This window comes from Pseudomonas sp. JR33AA (genome assembly GCF_021378985.1).
Lineage (GTDB): Bacteria > Pseudomonadota > Gammaproteobacteria > Pseudomonadales > Pseudomonadaceae > Aquipseudomonas > Aquipseudomonas alloputida.
In genome coordinates this window covers 231,843-251,475 of the sequence record NZ_JAJSAW010000003.1, presented here as the reverse complement: position 1 = coordinate 251,475, position 19,633 = coordinate 231,843, and the positions used below count along the sequence as shown (strand labels likewise).

Annotated in this window: 18 protein-coding genes and 2 riboswitches; of the genes, 3 read left to right on the top strand and 15 right to left on the bottom strand. The window is 63.7% G+C overall.

Annotated features, from left to right (window positions below; translation table 11 throughout):
* Window positions 1–73 precede the first annotated feature (73 nt).
* The 10 genes from LVS58_RS07385 to lpxO all read right to left on the bottom strand — a co-directional run bounded on the left by LVS58_RS07385 (window position 74) and on the right by lpxO (window position 11,311).
* Window positions 74–1,645, bottom strand: a complete 1,572-nt coding sequence (locus LVS58_RS07385; RefSeq protein WP_233690495.1) for a sensor domain-containing diguanylate cyclase — start codon at window positions 1,643–1,645, stop codon at window positions 74–76.
* Between the two features lie 59 nt (window positions 1,646–1,704).
* Window positions 1,705–2,184 (bottom strand): hypothetical protein, encoded by a 480-nt coding sequence (locus LVS58_RS07380; RefSeq protein WP_233690494.1) that lies wholly within the window; start codon window positions 2,182–2,184, stop codon window positions 1,705–1,707.
* 106 nt (window positions 2,185–2,290) lie between these two features.
* Window positions 2,291–3,079: an ABC transporter ATP-binding protein gene (locus tag LVS58_RS07375; RefSeq protein WP_233690493.1), complete on the bottom strand. Its 789-nt coding sequence runs from the start codon at window positions 3,077–3,079 to the stop codon at window positions 2,291–2,293.
* Window positions 3,076–4,092, bottom strand: a complete 1,017-nt coding sequence (locus tag LVS58_RS07370) for a FecCD family ABC transporter permease (protein ID WP_233690492.1) — start codon at window positions 4,090–4,092, stop codon at window positions 3,076–3,078. Before LVS58_RS07370 ends, LVS58_RS07375 begins: the two co-directional genes overlap by 4 nt.
* Window positions 4,092–5,102, bottom strand: a complete 1,011-nt coding sequence (locus tag LVS58_RS07365) for an ABC transporter substrate-binding protein (RefSeq protein WP_233690491.1) — start codon at window positions 5,100–5,102, stop codon at window positions 4,092–4,094. Before LVS58_RS07365 ends, LVS58_RS07370 begins: the two co-directional genes overlap by 1 nt.
* A gap of 104 nt (window positions 5,103–5,206) precedes the next feature.
* Window positions 5,207–5,404: riboswitch (cobalamin riboswitch) on the bottom strand.
* Between the two features lie 27 nt (window positions 5,405–5,431).
* Complete coding sequence (locus LVS58_RS07360; RefSeq protein ID WP_233690490.1) at window positions 5,432–6,598, bottom strand: DUF1624 domain-containing protein; 1,167 nt, start codon at window positions 6,596–6,598, stop codon at window positions 5,432–5,434.
* A gap of 117 nt (window positions 6,599–6,715) precedes the next feature.
* Window positions 6,716–8,842, bottom strand: a complete 2,127-nt coding sequence (locus LVS58_RS07355) for a TonB-dependent receptor (RefSeq protein ID WP_233690489.1) — start codon at window positions 8,840–8,842, stop codon at window positions 6,716–6,718.
* A 109-nt stretch (window positions 8,843–8,951) separates the two neighbouring features.
* A riboswitch (cobalamin riboswitch) is annotated at window positions 8,952–9,159 on the bottom strand.
* A 140-nt stretch (window positions 9,160–9,299) separates the two neighbouring features.
* Window positions 9,300–9,869 carry a GNAT family N-acetyltransferase gene (locus LVS58_RS07350; RefSeq protein WP_233690488.1) on the bottom strand — a complete coding sequence of 190 codons (570 nt, stop codon included), beginning with the start codon at window positions 9,867–9,869 and terminating at the stop codon, window positions 9,300–9,302.
* Window positions 9,870–9,947: 78 nt separating this feature from the next.
* Window positions 9,948–10,292 (bottom strand): carboxymuconolactone decarboxylase family protein, encoded by a 345-nt coding sequence (locus LVS58_RS07345; RefSeq protein WP_014591592.1) that lies wholly within the window; start codon window positions 10,290–10,292, stop codon window positions 9,948–9,950.
* 119 nt (window positions 10,293–10,411) lie between these two features.
* Complete coding sequence (gene lpxO, locus LVS58_RS07340) at window positions 10,412–11,311, bottom strand: lipid A hydroxylase LpxO (protein ID WP_233690487.1); 900 nt, start codon at window positions 11,309–11,311, stop codon at window positions 10,412–10,414.
* A gap of 158 nt (window positions 11,312–11,469) precedes the next feature.
* Between lpxO and thpR the strand changes: the two genes are divergently transcribed.
* Window positions 11,470–12,015 carry an RNA 2',3'-cyclic phosphodiesterase gene (thpR, locus tag LVS58_RS07335; RefSeq protein WP_233690486.1) on the top strand — a complete coding sequence of 182 codons (546 nt, stop codon included), beginning with the start codon at window positions 11,470–11,472 and terminating at the stop codon, window positions 12,013–12,015.
* A gap of 6 nt (window positions 12,016–12,021) precedes the next feature.
* On the opposite strand, the gene LVS58_RS07330 is transcribed toward thpR, so the two are convergent.
* The 4 genes from LVS58_RS07330 to LVS58_RS07315 all read right to left on the bottom strand — a co-directional run bounded on the left by LVS58_RS07330 (window position 12,022) and on the right by LVS58_RS07315 (window position 16,744).
* Window positions 12,022–14,454, bottom strand: coding sequence for a TonB-dependent siderophore receptor (locus LVS58_RS07330; RefSeq protein ID WP_233690485.1), 2,433 nt, complete (start codon window positions 14,452–14,454; stop codon window positions 12,022–12,024).
* A gap of 93 nt (window positions 14,455–14,547) precedes the next feature.
* Window positions 14,548–15,522: a FecR family protein gene (locus tag LVS58_RS07325; RefSeq protein ID WP_233690484.1), complete on the bottom strand. Its 975-nt coding sequence runs from the start codon at window positions 15,520–15,522 to the stop codon at window positions 14,548–14,550.
* Window positions 15,519–16,025, bottom strand: a complete 507-nt coding sequence (locus LVS58_RS07320; protein ID WP_233690483.1) for a sigma-70 family RNA polymerase sigma factor — start codon at window positions 16,023–16,025, stop codon at window positions 15,519–15,521. Before LVS58_RS07320 ends, LVS58_RS07325 begins: the two co-directional genes overlap by 4 nt.
* A gap of 122 nt (window positions 16,026–16,147) precedes the next feature.
* Window positions 16,148–16,744 carry an NAD(P)H-dependent oxidoreductase gene (locus LVS58_RS07315; RefSeq protein ID WP_233690482.1) on the bottom strand — a complete coding sequence of 199 codons (597 nt, stop codon included), beginning with the start codon at window positions 16,742–16,744 and terminating at the stop codon, window positions 16,148–16,150.
* Between the two features lie 91 nt (window positions 16,745–16,835).
* Here LVS58_RS07315 and LVS58_RS07310 point away from each other — a divergent pair, with 91 nt between their 5' ends.
* Entirely contained in the window at window positions 16,836–17,435 is a 600-nt protein-coding gene (locus LVS58_RS07310) for a TetR/AcrR family transcriptional regulator (protein WP_233690481.1), read from the top strand.
* Between the two features lie 40 nt (window positions 17,436–17,475).
* Here the strand turns inward: LVS58_RS07310 and LVS58_RS07305 are convergent, their stop codons facing one another.
* Window positions 17,476–18,381: an AraC family transcriptional regulator gene (locus tag LVS58_RS07305; protein ID WP_233690480.1), complete on the bottom strand. Its 906-nt coding sequence runs from the start codon at window positions 18,379–18,381 to the stop codon at window positions 17,476–17,478.
* Window positions 18,382–18,562: 181 nt separating this feature from the next.
* On the opposite strand from LVS58_RS07305, the gene calA reads away from it, so the two are divergent.
* Window positions 18,563–19,615, top strand: a complete 1,053-nt coding sequence (gene calA, locus LVS58_RS07300) for a vanillin reductase (protein ID WP_233690479.1) — start codon at window positions 18,563–18,565, stop codon at window positions 19,613–19,615.
* Window positions 19,616–19,633: the final 18 nt, after the last annotated feature.

Here is a 19,633-nt window from a genome sequence, read left to right as displayed (position 1 = left end):
AAGCCACCGATTCATCGTTGCCTGTAACGGCATTTCACGGGCAAGCCCGCCCCCTGCAGACAACTTAAGACCTTCAGGCGAAAGCTACCCGGTTGCGCCCCTCCTGCTTGGCCCGGTAAAGCGCCCGGTCAGCCTCGCCCAATGCGTTCATGGGCTCGCCGTGCGTCTTGCCATCCCAGTGCGTCACCCCCAGCGAAATCGTCACTGCGCCCACCGGCTCCACCGGCATATCCTGTACGGTCACACGCAACCGTTCGGCCACTGCGGCCGCCACGTTCAGGGTGGCGCCAGGCAGCAATATCAGGAACTCCTCGCCACCGGTGCGACACAACAGGTCGCCTGCTCGGCAACAACGGCGCATGAGCTCGGCCAGTTGGCGCAGCACCTGGTCGCCCACTTCGTGTCCATGGCTGTCATTTATCCGCTTGAAATGGTCGATATCCAGCGCAATGGCTGCAAACTTCCGGTTTTCAGCCTCCAGTAACGACAGGCTGATCTCCAGGCTGCGGCGGTTGCCCAGGCCGGTCAGCGGATCGGTCTGGGCGTCCCGATTGAGCCGGCCGATACGCTCTTGCAGCAAGTTCAGGCTGAACAGCAACGCGCGCTTGAGCTCTGCCGCCTCGAAGTACCAAGCCCGCACGTGATGCAAGTGTTCGGCGGTACCGGAGCGGTCCATCGTGCGGGCACCGGCGGCAAGTTTCCACAGCGGGCGGGCGATGGTACGGGCCAGCCACCACAGCAGCAGGCTGCCAACCAGCGCCAAGGGCGCCGAACTGGCGACCACGTTCAGCACCAGATGGTGCAACGGCGCCACCGTTTGCCCCAAGGGTTGCTGCGCTACCACGCCCCAGCCCGCGCTGGGCACGGTGGCGAAGCCGGCGAGCATTTCCACGCCCAGGCTATTGGTCAGCTGCCGGGTACCGCTGTGCAGTGTCGCCAACTGGTCGACCAGCGCATTGCCCTCCACCACCGTGCCTACCCGCTCGCTATTGGGGTGGTACAGCAGGCGTCGGTTGCGGTCGACCACATACAGATACGATCCGTCCTTGTAGAAATGCTCGCCCAGCAGGCTGTTGAGGATGTTGCGTTCACGCAGGTACAGGCTGCCACCCACATACCCCAGGTAGCGGCCGTTGCTGTCGAAAATGGGTTGCGACAGCGCCACCACCAGGTTGTTGGCCGCCGACAGGTAGGGCGTGGACACCAGTGGACGGCGTTCGTGCAGGGCTTCCAGAGCACCGGGTGACTGCACGTGGGTGCCGATCAGGTGGCGCAGCGGGGCGGGGGATACTGCCAGCAGTACACCGTTGGCATCGATCACGAAGGTGGAGTTGAAGGCCATGCTCTGGCCCAGTACGCGGTCGCTTTCAACCTGCAGCGCAGCGGCATCGCGCAATTGCCGGCTTTGTACGCTGGCGCTGAACATCAGTTGCTGCAAGGCGTTGCCAATGAAGGTTTCGGTGATGCTGGCCAGCTTTGTCGCATACACCCGGTTGGCTTCCAGGGCATTGTCGATCAATAGCTGGCGTTGCACCCGGTAGCTGGCGAAATAGCTGGCGCACAGCATGACCACTGCGGTAAGGGCGCAGAGCACCAGAATGAGTGTACGTAGATCCAGGCGCAATCCATGCTTGGTATGTGGCAATCCTGACCTCGGGTGATCGTAAAGGGCGGCTGAACGGACGTTACTTCGGCGGGCAGCGCTCAAGAACCTGCCTTGTCCAGCGCATCAAGCTCATTTTCCACCTGTTGCATGCGCTGCTCCACCAAGGCCTGCACGTTCACATCGCGGGCGGTTTCGCGCATCAGGGCGGTGAGTTTTTCGCTCAAGCGTTTGCCGGCTTCGGTGTCCTCCAGGGCGCGCGCTTTGGCGGGGTCCTGGGTGGCGGCGACGATGGTGGCGAATTCGGCGTCGCTGAAGTTCTTTTCGCTGTACAGGCGGAACAGGTCCCTGCGCTGGTCCTCGACGGTGAGGTGCTTGCGCAGTACGTCCTGGATGGTCGCTTGTGACAGCTGCGGGTGAGTGCGGCCCAGCAGCGCGGACATGCGCTCGATGTTGTGCGTGTAGGCGTCCTGCAGCGGCAGCTGGGCGAGGATCTGTTCTTCACGGGAGGGTTTCTGGTCGCAGGCGGTGAGTGCTGCAGTCAGCAACAGAGGGAACAGCAACTTCGGGAGGCGAGGCATGGCGTGGCCTGGTCGGGCAGTGAAGACTGCTGATTATACCGATGTCCGCCTTGCCACGACGAGCCCTGTGATCTGCCTTGAGCGGCACGCTGCGGTAGAACCCTGGTCAAGGGGCGCGAAAGCGCAGGATGCGCGCGCCGTCGAAAGGGTCGGTGAGGTAGTGGGCGTGGACGCCGAAGGTGCCAAGCAGGCGCTTGGGGGTAAGCACTTCGAAGGGGTTGCCGAGGGCGACCAGGCGGCCCTTGTCGAGAACCGCGACACGGTCGCAGGTCAGCGCCTGGTTGAGGTCATGCAGCGCTACCAGGGTGGTAACCGGCAGCGCCTGCACTTGTTGCAGCAGGCTTAGCTGATGCTGAATGTCCAGGTGGTTGGTCGGTTCGTCCAGCAGCAGCACCTGCGGCCGTTGGGCCAGCGCGCGGGCGATGTGCACACGCTGGCGTTCGCCACCGGACAGCGACCCCCACAGGCGCGTGCGCAGGTGCAGGGCGTCGAGGTCGGCCAGGGCTTGCTCGACGATGGCGCGGTCCTGCCGGGAGAACGGTGCCAGGGCCGAGAGCCACGGCGTGCGGCCCAAGGCAACCGCGTCGAACACGCTGATTGCATCGAGGGTGTCGGCCTGTTGCTCGACCAGCGCCAGCGCTTGGGCAACACGGCGACGCGGCATCTGTGCCAGTGGCTCACCCAGAAGCTGCACGCTGCCGCAGGCGGGTTTGTGCAGCCCTGCCAGCAACTTCAGTAGCGAGGATTTACCCGAGCCGTTGGGGCCGACGATGCCCAGGGTTTCACCGGCGAAAAGGCTGAGGTCGACATCGCTGAGCACGGTATTGCCGCCCAGTTGCAGCCCCAGCCCATGGCAAGCCAGCGGGGGGATGCGAACCGTTGCCATGGCTGTCATGGGCGCCCCCGTCGGCTGACCAGGATCAGTGCGAATACGGGGGCACCGATCAGCGCCGTAACCACGCCCACCGGGATCACCTGGCCGGTGATCAGCGTGCGCGAAAGAATGTCTGCCGCAATCAGGAACAGCGCGCCGCCCAGTGCGCTGGCGGGCAACAGACGGCTGTGCCCGGGGCCGAGCAGAAGGCGCAGGGCATGGGGTATAACCAGCCCGACAAAACCGATGGCGCCGACAATGGACACCATCACAGCCGTCACCAGCGCTGCACAACTGATCAGCAGCAACTGGGTGCGCCGCACCGGGACGCCCAGCGAGGCAGCCGAATCGGCACCGAAGGTAAAGGCATCCAGCGCACGGCGATGCCACAGGCACACCAGCAAGCCGAAAATTGCCACCGGCACAGCCAGCCACACCGAGGGCCAGCGCACGCCGCTGAGATTGCCCAGCAGCCAGAACAGGATGCCGCGCGCCTGTTCGGCGGTGGCCGACTTGGTGATCAGGAAGGCGGTCAGTGCATTGAACAACTGCGAGCCGGCGATACCGGCTAGGATCACCTGTGCATTGTTGCTGCTGGGGCCGGCCGCGCGGGCCAGCACCAGCACCAGGGCGAATGCGGCCCCGGCACCGATGAACGCCCCTGCGGACATGCTTAATGCCAGGCTACCCAGGCCTAGCAGGCCGACGAGTACCGCGCCGGTCGAGGCGCCGGCAGACAGCCCCAGCAGGTAGGGCTCGGCCAGTGGGTTGCGCAACATCGCCTGCAGGATGACACCGCAGGTGGCCAGCCCGGCGCCGCAAGCGGCCGCGACCAGGGTGCGAGTCAGGCGGTAGTTCCAGATGATACCGGCGTCGATCGGGTCCACCGGGTAGTCGGCTTGCCACAGGTGGTTGGCCAGCACCTGGCCGACCACGCTGGGCGACAGGTTGGCTTCGCCGATGGCGGTACCGGCCAGCAGGCCGGCCAACAGGGCGGCCAGGGCAACCGCGATGCAGGGTAACAGGCGCATCATCACGGGGCTGCTTTACCGCTGGCGAAGGCCGTGGACAGCGTCTGCACGCCGCGGAACAGGCGGATGCCGGCCTGCATGGCGTCGGCGTCGAGGATAATGATGCGGTCATGCTTCACCGCATCCATGTTGCGGGTAACGGGATCACTGCGCAGGAAATCGAGTTTTTTCTGGTAGTCGTCGGCGGGGAAACGGCGGCGGTCCATGCGGGCGATGATCAGCCAGGTCGGATTGGCCTTGGCCAGGGTTTCCCAGCCTACGCTCGGCCATTCTTCGCTGGACTCGACCACGTTGCGCACACCGAGGGTGCGCAGCATGAAGTCGGCGACACCCTGGCGGCCGGCCACATAGGGGTCGATGTCAAGGTCGGCGCTGGAGAACCAGAACAGCGCCGAAGTTGCCGACAGGTCCTTACCGGCCAGCTGTGCCCTGGCGCTGTCGAGGCGCCCTTGCAAGTCGGCGTTCAGGGCCGCGCCGCGGTCCTGAACGTCGAAGATCTCGGCCAACTGGCTGACGCTCTTGTAGATACTGTCTACCTGGAACGCTTGCAGGCGGGTGCCGTCTGCACCGACCAGGTTGTCCTTGCCCTCGCAGTCCGATGGCAGCGCGTAGGTGGGGATTTTCAGCTCATCGAACTGCTCACGGGTGGCGACCGCGCCCTGGGCACCGACCATCCATTCGAACTGCACCGCGACCAACTGTGGGCGCTTGCCGACCACCGCTTCGAAACTGGGCTCGTTGTCGGCCAGGCGCGGCACCTTGGCGTTTACCGCCTGGTATTCAGGCAATACGTTGTTGAACCACAGCGAAGTGCCCGCCAGCTTGTCACCCAGCCCCAGGGCATAGAGCAGCTCGGTACCGGCCTGGCCGATGGTGACGGCGCGCTGCGGCGCCTGGGCGAAAATCTGCGGCTTGCCGCAATTGTCGACCGTCAGCGGATAGTGGGTGGCAGCGGCCTGTGCCAGGCCAGTAAAGCCTAGGCCCGCGAGCAGGGTGGCGAAACGGGGCAGCATGCTGGGCGATCTCCTATCGGACAGTTCGGGTGAGGAACGCACGGATAGGCATCGCCGAGCCCCAGCTGAGGCAACACAGATGGCCAATCCCGGACACCCCGCCGGTTGGTGAATGTAGGCCGGCAGGTCTCCTGACTGGTGCGTCACGGCCCGGCTCCAGCCTTCCCGGGCAGCAGGCCCAGTGGCATTGATGGAGCAGGCTCGGCACCTACAGTTGCGGGGGCAGTTCCGTTTGGCCCGTATTGGCAGGCCTGGGATTCCCTGTTAGTTCCGTGGTGGAAACCGGCGGCCCGCATGGTAGACCATCGCGGCGCCGGGGAAAACGCTTTTCAGAAGTACTTCAGCCAGCTGATGTCGCGGCGGCGCTGCTTCAGCCGGGCGAACCCGCGCACCGGCAGGTACAGCGAAACCGCCAGCAGCACCGCGCCCAGCCATACCGCTGCAACACCGTCGAAACCGAAGTAGTCGCCATGGTTGAGCCCGAACAGCGCCACGCAGGCCAGGTACAGCAGCTTCAGCACATACAGGTGCAGCAGGTAGAAGAACATCGGTGCCGCACCGAACACCGCCAGGGCAGTGATCCAGCGCGCCTGGCCGGCCCGCTCGAAGGCGCGCAGCAACAGCAGGCCGCAGCCCAGGGTCAGGGCCAGGAACAGAAGCGACGGTGGGTATTTGGTGATGTTGAAGAAGCTCATCAGGGTTTGCGTGAAGGTTGGGTAACTGCTCCACGGCGCCTCACCGTAACCGTTGAACATGCGCAGCAGGACAAAGCCAAGCAGCGCGAGCAAACCAGCCGCCAGCAGGTTTCGTTGGCGTTGCCCGGCATCGCTGCCGCGGGCGAACCAGGGCCCCAGGCCATAACCCAAGGCGATGACGCCGATCCACGGCAGCACCGGGTAAGACGTGCGCAGATGCAGGTGGTCGGAAAACGCCAGCCAGCCGCGATCATGCAGGATCGCCCACGGCACATGCAGGGCTGAATCCACCCCGAAGTGCAGGCCGTCGAGCAGGTTGTGGCCGGCGACGATGACGGCGCCCAGGGCGAGCAGTGCGGCGCGCGGCAGCCACACCAGCAGCGACAGGGCGATCATGCTGACGCCGATGGCCCAGATCACTTGCAGGTAGATCACGCTCGGAGGCAACTGGAAGGTCCAGGCGAAGTTGACCAGAGTGAACTCCAGCACCACCAGAAACAGCCCGCGTTTGAACAGGAACGCCGAGACGTCGTCACGGCCCTGATGCTTCTCGCCATACAACCAGGCCGACAGGCCGGTCAGCAGGACGAACACAGGCGCACACAGGTGGGCGAGGGTGCGGCTGAAGAAAAGCGCCGGTCCCGTGGTGTCGATGGCCATGGGGTCGCTGACCTGGTGGTGCAGGAAGAAGGTCTCGCGGACGTGGTCCAGGAGCATGAACAGGATCACCAGGCCGCGCAGGGCATCGATGCTCTGCAGGCGCTGGGTGATCAGCGTGGGCGTGGCGCTGGCACTTGTCATGGGCTGTCTAATAGGAATGGATTTCATGTGAAACGTTATCGTATAACAATATGCTGAAAGGGAATAGAGGTTTTTGTGTGGCCTGTGCCGGGCTCTTCGCGGCACAAGCCACCCAGATCAGAAGCTGTAATCCACCGTCGCGAAGTACGACCGCGGTATCCCCATCAACCACTGCTGCCCGCTGAACGCTGACTGCACATACTGGCGATCGAACAGGTTGTTCAACTGCAACCCCAACTTCACATCCGGCAATACCTGCCAGGCGATGTTGGCATCGACCACGGTGTAGCCGGGGGCGCTCTGGGTATTGGCGGTATCGGCATAACGCTCATCCACATAGCGCGCCCCAATGCCGGCCTCAACCTGCTGGCCGAAGCCTTTGCTCAACCAGAGGTTGGCGGTACGCCGTGGCACGTTGGCCGGGCGGTTGCCTGCGCGGTCCTGCGGCAGGCCGCCGACCATTTCGTCAAACCTGTCGTACTTGGCGCGCACCAGCGATGCGTTGGCCGACACCTGCCACTGATGGGCCAGGGCCAGCTCCAGCGTCGCTTCCAGGCCATCGGAGGTCTGCTGCCCGGCCTGTTGCTTCTCGTGCGTGATCGGGTCGTCCACCAGCAGCTTTTTCTTGACGATGTGGTAGGCGGCAAGCGTCCATTCGCCACGCCCCTCCCAAAAGCGCTGCTTGAGGCCTGCTTCGGTCTGCTTCGCCTCGGTCAGGTCATAGTTCATCTGCGTGGGGCTGAGGCTGATGAGGTTGTTGACCCCGTCCTCGCTGGTTGAGTACTGGCCGTACAACGACAGGTCGTCGTTGAGTGCGTACACCAGCCCGACGCGCCAGTTGCCACCTTGCAGGCTACGATCACTGCGGCTGTCGTTGGTCAAGTTGTTGCTGTCGATGTGGTTCTGGTCGCGACGCACGCCGGTAACCAACGACAGGCGATCGCTCACTTGCAGGCGGTTCTCGGCAAACAGGGCAAAGGTATGGGTGGTCGAGAGCGTTTGCGGCCGCAACGGGGAGGCGCTATGAAACCCGCCGGGCTGTGGCTGCCACGGGTCGATGTAGTCGCCGCCGACATCGTTGTAGGGTGAATTGCTGTCGACGTTGAATCGCACCTTGTTGTACTCGGCACCGAGCACGGTCTTGCTGCCCAGGCCGAACAGGGTGTGGTCGAAGGTGAAGGTTTGACGGTCGCCGAACTGTTCCTGGTTGTGCTTGATTTCCAGGTAGCTGCCGCGCAGCAGCTGCTGACGCCCGGCGTCCCAGCTGTAGTCCTCGGCGTTGCGCCAGTGGCGGCGGCTTTTGATGTAGTACAGCTGGTTGCTGGCGCTGAGCTGGTCGTTCAGCGCCCAGTCGGTCGTGAGCCGAGTCCATTCATCCACGTACTGCTGCACGTCGTTCTGCACGTTGTAATTCTTGTTGCGCAGGCTGCTGCGGTAATGGCCGTCGATCAGCGGGGTACCGTAGTAGTTGGCAGGTTGTGCATCGCCGCGGTCATGGGCCAGCGTGAAGCTGAGGTCATCGCTGGCATCGAAACGCAGCGCGGCGCTCAGGGCCAGGCTACGTGAAGCAGTGCGGTCGACCCAGCCATTGCCGGCCTGTTGGCTCAGCGTCAGGCGGTAGCTCAGGCGCTCGCTGAGGCTGCCGCCGCTGTCCAGGCCGAGCTGCTGGCGGTCCCACGAACCGTAACCCAGTCGCAGGTGGTTGCGCACCTCGCCGGCAACAGGTTTTTTCGGGACCACGTTGATCACTGCGCCGGTGGCGCCTTCGCCATGCAGCACCGAGGCCGGGCCGCGAATCACCTCAATGCGGTCGACCATCCACGGGTCGACCGGGAAGGTCTGGGTGCCGGCACCGGTGTACAGGCGCGCGCCGTCGAACAGGGTCATCACCGAGCTGTGGCCGGCAAAGCCGCGGGCAGACAAGCCTGTACCGCCGTCCCCCGGGGAGCCGACGAAGGTGATGCCTGGCGAGCGGGTCACTGCATCCTGCACGGTGATGTTGTTGCGCTGCTGAATCTGCCGTTCGCTTATGCTGCTGGTGCTGGCCGGTGTCTCCAAGGCGCTGAGGCCAAGGCGCGAGCCGGCCTGGGTCGGCGTGGCCAGGTCGACGGAGTGGCTGTTCAGGGTGTCGGTTATAGCCATGGAGGGCAGGGCCAGAGGCTGCGGGTCGCGGTCATCTGCCAGCGCCGGCAGGGTAACGGCCAGGCAGGCCGCCAGGGGGTGAAGCTTGAAGATACGGGACATGTCGTTCCACTGCTGCAGGAATGAATGGATCCCGGTGGAAAACACGCAAAGGCGAACCATGCAGGCAGGCGCGCGCACGGATTCCGGCCTGCGCCCGCCCACCGCGGGTTGCCAAGTGAAGCTCCAGGCCGGTCTCCGGGCTTGCGAGGGGCATGAAACCTTCACCTTCCCATGCTTGAGCACAGTGGTATCTCGAAGGGTTCGCTCGCTTACCGTTGCGGGGGCAGCACCGGACTTGTCGTGGGCAACACGACGCACCGGTTTCCCGTTTCACCCTGCGCGCGGCGGTGCAGGGCACCTGAAACTGGCGCGCATCTGACCATTGAAAGGCGGGGGCGTCAAATGTTGGCGTGCTGTTAATGCTGAGAAAAAACAACAGGTTGTGCGTTTTTTCGGCGCCTGGACCCCATCGGGTACGACCATCAGGCCCCCGCGGGAGGCAGGCTTGCCCGAAAAGCTAGCGCCCGCGGCGCCGTGATACCCGTGCCTCGATGTTCTTGCGACCGATCAGCAGCGGCGGCTTCTCCACCACCGGCTCATCCGCCAGCCACTTGTACATCACCAGGCAGTCCACCAGCCCCAGGCGGGCATGGCGGTAGGCCTTGGGCAAACGGCCGACTGTTTCAAAGCCCAGCTTGTGCCATAGCGCCACGGCCACTTCGTTGCTGGCTACCACCGAGTTGAACTGCAATGCCAGAAAGCCTTCCTGGCGCGCCAGCTTTTGCGAGTGCTCGCACATCAAGCGCGCCACCCCCCGGCCGCGCGCCTGTTCGCAGACCATGTAGCCGCAATTGCCCACATGCGCACCAGGCCCGGCAGCATTGGGCTTGAGGTAATACGAACCCAGTAACTCGCCATCTTCTTCGGCCAACAGCGTATGCAAGGGCAGCCCCAGCCACAGCTGGCGGGCCTGTTCGAAGCTCAGCGCCGGGTCGAAAGCGTAGGTTTCACGGGCCTGGACAATGGCCTGGAAGGTGGGCCAGAAACGATCAAAATCTTCCGGCGTCATGGGGCGAATGTGGATCATGCGGGTTCCTGCGCGGGGTGAGCCGCCCAGTCTGGGTGGCGCGGCGCCGTCGCGCAAGGGCGACGACGCCGTTTGAGCTCAACCGTTGGCCTTGCCCACCGCGTCCATTGCACGCGCCGAATACACCAGCGCGGCACCGGCGTTCATGGCAACGGCCACGCCGAGGGCCTCGGCAATTTCCTCGCGGCTGGCGCCTGCTTTGACGGCCTGCTGCGAATGCACGGCGATACAGCCGTCGCAGCGGGTGGTCACAGCCACGGCCAAGGAGATCAGCTCGCGGGTCTTGGCATCCAGGTGGTTGGTCTTGGCGCCTGCACCGCTGGCGGTCATGTAGCCGGCTACGGTGTCGGGGGAGAGTTGCTTGAGATCGCCGATGCCGGCCATCAACTGCTTACGGTAGGCGTCCCAGTCCATCATGCTCATCGTCTTCACCTTGGGGTGGTTGCGAGTGGAGCTTTCAGGCTAGTCGAAGTGCGGCACGTGCGAGGCGGTACTTTGGTGGGTAAACGCAGGTCACTCGTACAGGGGCCTGCGTTGAGCCTTCAGATGTAGATGAATACCAGCACCAGCGTCGCGACCACTGCCCATTTTTCCAGGTAGTAGCGCATGCGGTTGCGCTTTTTCAGCGCCTTGCCACGCTCGCGGATCTTATAGATGCGGGTGAACAGGCGGTTGATGCCGCCGGTCTTGTCGCTGGCATCGTTGGGCGCAGCGGCAGCGGCCATCACGGTGCGGCTGAACCAGCGGTTGAAGGCGGTTGCCCAGCGGTACTTGAGCGGGCGTTCGACATCGCAGAACAGGATGATGCGGTTGTGCTCGGTGGTGTTGGCTGCATAGTGGATGTAGGTTTCATCGAAGATCACCGCCTCACCATCGCGCCACGCGTATTTCTCGCCGTCCACGTCGATGTAGCAGCCGTCGTCATTCGGGGTATCCAGGCCCAAATGGTAGCGGTACGAGCCGGCATATGGGTCACGGTGGCGCACCAGCTTGGCTCCCGGTGGCAGGGTAGCGAACATGGCGGCCTTGACGGTGCCGATGCCTTGCAGCAGCTCGGTCGTGCGTGGGCAAAGGGCCATTGCCGACGGGTGGCTTTCGCCATACCACTTCAGGTAAAAACGTTTCCAGCCGGTCTTGAAGAACGAGTTGAAACCGACGTCATCGTAGTTGTCGGATTTCTTGATTTCGCCTACGTGCAGCAACTGGCGGCCTTCTTCACGAATCTCCTGCCAGTGGTCCTGCAGCGGTTTCAGCTCTGGAAAGGCCTCGACCGGCAGGTAGGGCTTGGCCGGGTGTTTGGAGAACAGGTACAGGAAACTGTTGATCGGGGCCAGGAAGCTGGAGTGGTCGCCCAGCTGGCGAGTCAGCTTGTGGCGAACCCGACCGCGCAGGTGAACATAGGCGATCGAGAGGGCGAAGATAAGTACGAGTGCAATTTTCATGGACGTTTACTTGTCGAAAAAAGGCCATGCGCCAAGGCATAAGCCCGCCAGCATAAACAATCATGGGGGTAGTTTGTACTTATTGTTACGAAACTGTGGGGCGACATTGGTGTAATGCCCTACCGTCTTGCGCAAACGTTTCATGTCAGGGAGTTTGTATGGTTCAGGATATACGCCCCAGCGGTAGCCCGTTCAAGCGGCTGTTCTTCGCCTTGCCGGTCAGCGACGCGCAGCGCCGTGACCTGGCCCAGTGGCGGCGAGGGCTGAACCTGCGCAGCGGCAAACCGGTGCCGGCAGCCAACTTCCATGTCACGCTGCTGTTCCTCGGTGATGTGGACGCCGCGCAGGTGCCTGCAATGTGCGCGGCGGTTGACCAACTGGCGCTGCCAACCTCGGCGCCGCGGCTGTTGCTCGACCGTTTGCAGGTGTGGCAACGGGCCGGCGCCTTGGTGCTGGAAGCGCAGCAGGCACCGCCGGCCCTGTTGCAACTGGTGTATGGCCTGCAGCAGGCGTTGCTGCCGTTGGGGGTGGAAGCGGCCAAGCGTGAGTATCGACCGCACCTGACGCTGTCCAGGGATTACCGCGGGCAGCCGCCCGAGGCCAGCAGCGCGCCGGAGTTTTACCTCACCGCGCGCCACTTCACGCTTTACGAGTCGCGCAAGGGGGCTTACTGGCCATTGGCGCAGTGGCCGCTGGCAGGCTGACCCGGGTCAGAGTTGCGGGGTGTATTTCACCGTCAGCATGAAGTTGCGTGGATCGCCATAGTTGTTGCTGCCATTGAGCTGGTTGAAGCCTGCAACCCAGTATTTCTTGTCGAACAGGTTGTTGGCGTTGACGGCAAGGTTCACTTCGGGGGTTGGCTGGTACGCCAGGCGTGCGCTCCACACGGTATAGCCAGGCACGGTGTAGGTGCGCTCGTAGCCGAGGGTGTGGCTCTGAGTGGTGAAGCCCACGCCGGTGCTCCAGCGCTGGCCGTCCAGTGGCAGGGTGTAATCGGCCCATGCACGCAGCATGTGCTTGGGTGTCCACTGGCTGAAGGTGCGGCCTTTCTCGTCAGGGTCATCGAGGAACCTGGTGGTGTTGTAGGTATAGCCTGCGAACAGCTGCAGGCCACTGAGCACTTCGCCGCTGATTTCGGCTTCAACGCCTTGGCTGCGCACCTTGCCCGCTGCGGTGGAGCAGTACCAGTCATCGCAGGCGAAGCCCGAGGCTACGTCGGTGACAGCGCGGTTTTCCTGGTCGTAGCGAAATAGTGCGATCGAGGCGTTGACCCGGCCGTCGAGCAGTTCGCCCTTCAAACCCGTTTCGTAGTTGCTGCCGATCACGGGTTTGAGCGGCGCATTGCCCACGGCGCGTTCGGTTTGCGGTACGAACACGTCGGTGTAGCTAGCGTACCAGGCCCATTCGCGGGTCAGGTCATAGACAAAGCCGGCATAAGGGGTGACTTGGCCCGTTTCGGTCATGCGGCTGGTGGGGGAGCGGGTACCGGGGTCGGTCAGGCTCTCGAAGTCGATCGAATCCCAGCTGTAGTCGAACCAGCTGACACGCGTGCCGAGGATCAAGGTCAGATCCTGGGTAGGCTTGATGCGCCAGGCGCCATACAGGCCCTTCTGGCGGATGTCGTAGCTGGCCCTGTTGGAGCGTGCAGCGTCGCCATCGAATACGCTGTCGCGGCTGGGCTCCGGGCGGTCATGGTCGATGTCGAAGATGTTGCCGCCGGCGTCGAAGTTGCGCCAATAGGCGTCATCCGACGTCAGTTTGGAATAGTTGCCTCCCACGGTGATTTCGTGGGCCAGGGGGCCGGTGTCGAAGTGGCCCACCACGTTCATGTCCAGGCCCAGCTTGGTCGAGTGAAAATCGGTGAGCCAGTCGGCGTAGGTGATGCCGCTGCCGTCAGGCGCAACGCCCTGGCGGGTGCTCTGCACGCGCTGGTGGGTGGATGTGTTGGTTTCATCCATGCGCACGGCTGCGGCCTTGAAGGTCCAGTCATCGTTGAAGCGGTGTTCAAGGTCCAGGTAGTACGTGGTGACGTCGGTTTCTGCGCGGCTCCAGCGGGCGCCGGTGTAAGTCGAACGCGGCAGGTCGACCGGTTTGCCACTGGCGTAGCGTGGGAGGCCGCGCAGCATCGGCCGGGACTGCTGACGGTTGTAGCTTATGCCGCCGCCCACTGTCGTCGCATCGGTCAGGTCGATGTCCAGCGCACCGTACAGCGAATGGTTTTTGCTCCAGACATAGTCGATGAAGCTGTCGCTTTGGTCCTCGTCAGCGACAAGCCGCCCGCGCACACGGCCGTCGGTCGTCAGCGGGCCGCCGGCATCCAGCTGCAGGCCATAGTGGTCCCAGGAGCCGGCCTTGCCTGTCAGCGTAACGGCCGGCGCCGTTTGGCCACGCTTGCGCACCAGGTTGATTGCGCCACCTGGGCTGCCGGTGCCTTGCAACAGGCCCGAAGCACCGCGCAGCACTTCCACCCGGTCAAAGAACACCAGGTCCTGGGTTGCCCAGTTGCCCAGCGAATAGTTGTTTCGCGGAATCGGCACACCGTCGTACTGCCAGTCATCAATCTGAAAGCCACGCGAGGTCACGACCACGCCAGGGCCAATGCCCTGCGCGCCGACAATGCCCGTGGTGTGGTTAAGCGCGTCCTGCAAGTCGGTGATGCCCTGATCATCCAGTTGCTTGCGCGTGATGACGGTGACCGACTGGGGAATCTCCTTGAGTGTGTGCGTGCCTTTGCCCAGGGTCACCGCGCGGGCGGCATACGACCCGGTGCTTTCGCTGGTTGCGTCCACATAGTTGTCGGTGATGCTGGTGCTGCCCAGCTCCATGACGTCGCTGCCCAGGTTGCCGGGCGCCACACTGAAATGGCCCTCGGCGGAAACCCGCAACTGCAAGCCGCTACCGGCCAGCGCAGCTTGCATGGCCTGCTCGGCACTCATCTGGCCGACCACGGCAGGTGCCTGCTTGCCGCGCACCAGTGCTGGCTCCAGCGCGATGATGTGGCCGCTCTGGCTGGCGATGCGGTTGAGCGTGTGAGCCAGGCTGGCGGGTGGCAGGTCGAACACTTGGGTTTGCGACTGGGCAAGCACGTTGAAGCTGGCCAGGGCAGCGACCAGGGGCAGGGCGCGGGGCAAGGGGTTGTACACGGATTACTCCCGAATGAAGTGGCTGTCAGGAGGTATGTGGGATGAGCAAAGGAAACCTGCCACGATTGCGAATGATTTTTATAAAGATTTTAATCAAGTGGATTTCAGGTCGATCAACATCAGCCACGGGCCATAGCGCTCCACGCTGATTGGAAGGGCCTCGGCCAACGCGTTGAACGCCTGCTGTGGCTGGTCCAGAGGAAACACGCCCTGCACCCGCAGATCGCGTGCCGCGGGGGCGAGCCGGATGTAGCCGCGCTGGTAGGGGCGCAGCGCGTCGACCACCACATGCAGAGGCTGGTCGAGGACCTCCAGGCGGCCCTCCAGCCATGCAGCACGTTGCTGTTGCTCGCCTGTCAGGCGCTCAATGGTGTTGTTCCGTAGCAGGGCAGCCTGCCCTTGCTGCAGCTCCGCCCACTGTCCATCGGCTAGACTGGTGCGGACGCTGTGCTGCAGTACCACAACACGTGTGGCGTCCTGCTCCTGGCTGACCAGAAACCGCGTCCCCAGCGCCTGCACTTGCCCTTGCGCGGTGCGCACGCGCAAGGGGCGCAACGGATCGCGCGCAACCTGGATCAGCAACTCGCCGTGACGCAGCACCAGAAGGCGCTGTCCGGCATCGAACTGCACGTCAACCGCACTGGCGCTGTTCAGGCTCAGGCGGCTGCCGTCTGCCAAGGTAAAGCTGCGCCGCTCGCCAAGGCCCGTGTGCAAATCGGCCAGCCATCCTTGGGTGGTGTCGCTGCGCCATCCACCCCACAGCGCCGCGCCTAACAGCCCCAGACTGGCCATGGCGCCCAATACGTCACGCCGTGAGCGAGTAGGCTGCATCAGCAATCGGCGTGCCTCTGCTGCTTGGCCAGGGGCCCGCTGATCCAGGGCGAGCAACGCGGCGAACGGATGGCCAAGGCGTTGCTCCAGGCGGTTCCAGGCCTGTTGGTGAGCGGGGTCTTGCTGCAGCCATAGCCTGACCCGTTGCAGCAGCGCCGGGTCAGGCGTAGCGGCCCTGAGCTCGACCATCCAGTCGATGGCCTGCTCGCTGACCCGGTCCAGTGCAGGCCTGCTCATGCCTGCACCTCGCACAGGTAACATTGGCGCAGCGCCTGTTTCATGTAGCGGCTGACAGAGCGTTCACTGATCTGCAGCTTTGCCGCGATGTCGGCGTAGTGCATGCCGTCGAGCTGGCTGTATAGGAAGGTGGCTTTGACGATTGCCGGCAAGCCGTCCAGTGCCTGATCGATGCTCACCAGGGCCTCGATCAGCAGCAGTTGCTCCTCGGCCGATGGCGCTACGGCCTCAGGCAGCCGTGCCAAGTGTTCCAGGTAGGCCTGCTCGAGCTGGCGACGGCGATGGCGGTCGAAGATCAGCCGACGGGCGATGACGGTGAGGTAGGCGCGAGGCTGCTGAATGCTGTCTGGGTCGACACGTGCGCCGAGCACCTGGCAGAACGTTTCGGCGGCGGTGTCCTCGGCGTCAGCGTGGTTGCGCAGGCGTTTCTGGATGTGCTGGAGCAACCAGCGATGGTGGTCGCTGAAGAAAAAGCCCAGTTTACGGGTCGATGTGCTGTCCAACGCCTGGCTTCCGGTTGTGAGTGTGAATCGTTCTCAATGGTAGCCGGGTCGTCTGATTTCCTGCAATGGGGTGGCTTGCAGAACCGAGGCTGCCGCTACTTGAGTAGCGGCACTGCGCCGGTTCAGGCTGCGGCCTGGCAATCTGCAAACAGTTTTTTGCCCAAAGCGTGTGCGTGGTGCAAATGGGGACGCTGGTCAGCCCCTTCGCTGTCATCCAGTAATGTGGAACTGAGTACTTCTGCGCCGCAGTAGTCGAAGATGCCGTGCTCGATCTGCACGCGCATCGCCTCGCCATAGCCATGCCGCTCGAAGGTGCCTGTATCGGCACCTGCAATGCCGACCAGGTGAACCTTCATGCCGCGCAATTTCTTGACCGTGGTGCCCCCTTCATAGTCGAACGCCCAGCCGTTGCTGAATACCCGCTCGACCCAGCCCTTGAGCAAGGCCGGCAGCGACCACCAGTAGATCGGATAGACCAGCACCAGGGCATCGGCGCGCTCGATGCGTGCCTGCTCGTTGAGTACATCGGCCGGCGGTGCTGCCAGCCGGCGGTGCACGGCATGGTCTGCCAGGCCGAAGCGGGGGTCGAAGCCTTCGCTGGCCAGGTCGGCGATTTCGCTGCTGTGGCCGACGCTGGCCAGGCCGTCGGCAATCTGCCGGGCCAGCGCGTGGGTGAGGGATTGCGGGTCATGGTGACCGACGACGATCAGAGCGTGCATGGTGGCTCTCCATTCAAGGATGCAGGGTAGCCTGAAGCGTTATATACTCCAGGTAAGTTACGCTTAGTAAGTTACTTTTGGTAGGTAATCGATGTCAAGCGATGATCAAGCACGTTCCCGCAAGCGCCTGAGCCGCGACGACCGACGCAGGCAGTTGCTGGATATGGCCTGGCAATTGGTGCGGGAGGAGGGTACCGATGCCTTGAGCCTGGGCCGCCTGGCCGAACAGGCGGGGGTGACCAAGCCGGTGGTCTACGACCATTTCGAGACCCGCAACGGGCTGCTGGTGGCGCTGTATCAGGAATACGATGCGCGTCAGTCGCAGATGCTGGCGCAAGCCTTGGCCAGCTGTGAAGCCAGCCTGGCCAGCCGCGCCCGGGTGATCGCGGAGGCCTACGTGGACTGCGTAATGAGCCAGGGCCGGGAGATACCTGGGGTGTCGGCAGCGCTGGCCGGGTCGCCGGAAATGGAGGCGCTGAAGCGGGTGTACGAGCAGCCGTTCCTGGACAAGTGCCGCGAAGCCTTGGCCGGGTTTTCGCCCAGCGGCAATGTAGGGGTTGCCGGCATGCGCCTGCTGGTGGGGGCAGCGGACGCACTGTCCCAGGCGGCTGCAGCAGGGGAACTGGAGGCCGGGCAGGCCAAGGCTGAGCTCAAGGCCGCAATTATCGCCATGGTCGAACGGCAGACATGAAGCACCGACCACTGCGGGCATGCTTGATAAACTGGCTTCGTTACACAGGCAAGCTCTGATAGGGCTGTTCATCCCCCGGGCTGCGCTCGAACTGGCGCTTGTACTCGCGGCTGAACTGCGAGGTGCTCTGATAGCCCACCCGGTGCGCCGCCTGCGCCACCCCCAGGCCTTCGCCGATCAGCATCTGCTGCGCCTTGAGCAGCCGCAAGCGCTTGAGGTACTGCATCGGTGCCATGTCGGTGCAACGCTTGAAGTGTTCATGGAAGGTCGAAACGCTCATGTTGGCGCGTGCAGCCAGTGCCTCCACACTCAGTGGCTCGCTGTAGTGCTCGCGCAGGTGGGCGAGGGCGGCGCCGATGCGGGCGAAGTGCCCCTGTTGCTCCACCAGTGCCCGCAGCACACCGGCCTGCGGGCCACGCAGGGCGGTGTACAGCACTTCGCGCACACGCGCCGGGCCCAGCACTTTGGCGTCCAGCGGGTCGTGCAGGCAGCGCAGCAATCGCTCCACGCTTTCGCGCATGGGCGCATCCAGTGCCGCCGACGTCATCGATTGCGGGGTTTGCGCCTGCACTTCAGCGTCCGGTGCCAGCCCCATGCTCTGCACCAATTCGCCCAGCACGCCACGGTCGATGCCCACCGCCACGCCCAACAGCGGCGCCTCGCGGGTGGCAAAGGTTTCACACATGAACGGCACCGACAACGCCTGCACCAGGTAATGCCCTGCACCGTACTCCAGGGTGCGCGGCCCCAGCCGCGCCAGTTTGCTGCCCTGGGCCAGGATCATGAGGCTGGGTTCGTAAATCTGTGGGCTGCTAGCCACATAGTGATCCCAGCTCAGCACCTGCACCTGGGGCAGGAGGGTGGGCACGAAGCCCGGGCGCGTGGCGAGGCCGCAGATCAGTGAGCAGAGCGGCGCATTGGCATCGACGTGGCGGGTCAGTTGCATGGTGTACCAAGGGCAGAGAATCAGACAGCTTGATCATCGCAGATTGAGGGCGTGGCGCCAGCTACGGGTTGGCATCTTCGTAGAATCAGGCATGCATACCGGAGAATCAGCCGTGGGCGAGGCGGCGAACGACGCGCAAAATGCGTCGCCTGAATCGTTTCACTTCACTGCGAGGCCCTGCATGTATACCGCCATCGGTTACGCCGCTCAAACCCCTACCAGCACCTTGGCCCCCATGACTTTCCAGCGCCGCAGCCCGCGCCCGGACGACGTCGCCATCGACATCCTGTACTGCGGCGTGTGCCACTCCGACATCCATCAGGCGCGCAACGAATGGGGCATTGCCGTGTACCCGCTGATGCCGGGCCACGAGATCATCGGCCGGGTCACGGCGGTGGGCGACAAGGTCACCGCGCACAAGGTCGGTGACCTGGTGGGCGTCGGCTGCATGGTCGACTCGTGCCGTACCTGTGAAGCCTGCGCCAAGGACCTGGAGCAGTATTGCCTCGAGGGCCCGACCATGACCTACGCCACCCCGGACCGGGTCGATGGCAGCAATACCATGGGTGGGTACTCCAGCAGCATCGTGGTCAGCGAGCACTTCGTGGTGCGCATACCGGCCGGCATGGACCTGCCCAGCGCTGCACCTATCCTGTGTGCCGGCATCACCACTTATTCGCCGCTCAAGCATCACGGCGTGGGCCCGGGCCACAAGATCGGCATCCTCGGCATGGGCGGCCTGGGCCACATGGGCATCAAACTGGCCAAGGCCTTGGGTGCTGAAGTGACCCTGTTCACGCGTTCACAGGCCAAGGCCGAGGAAGCGCGCCGCCAGGGGGCCGACCATGTGATCGTCTCCACCGATGCCGAGCAGATGCGCGCCGCTGCCGGCCGTTTCGATTTCCTGCTCGACACCATTCCGGTGCAGCACGACCTCAACCCGTACCTGGAAACGCTGAAGTTCGACGGTGTGCACATCCTGGTCGGCCTGATCGAACCGATCGACCCGGCATTGCATGCGGCCAACCTGGTGATGAAGCGTCGGGTGCTGGCCGGGTCGTTGATCGGGGGCGTTGCCGAGACTCAGGAAGTACTGAACTTCTGCGCCGAACACGACATCCGTTGCGATATCGAGATTCTGGATATCCGCAACATCAACCAGGCCTATGAACGGATGATTGCCGGTGATGTGAAGTACCGGTTCGTGATCGACATGGCCACGTTGCAGGGCTGATTGATCGGCTGTCTGTAC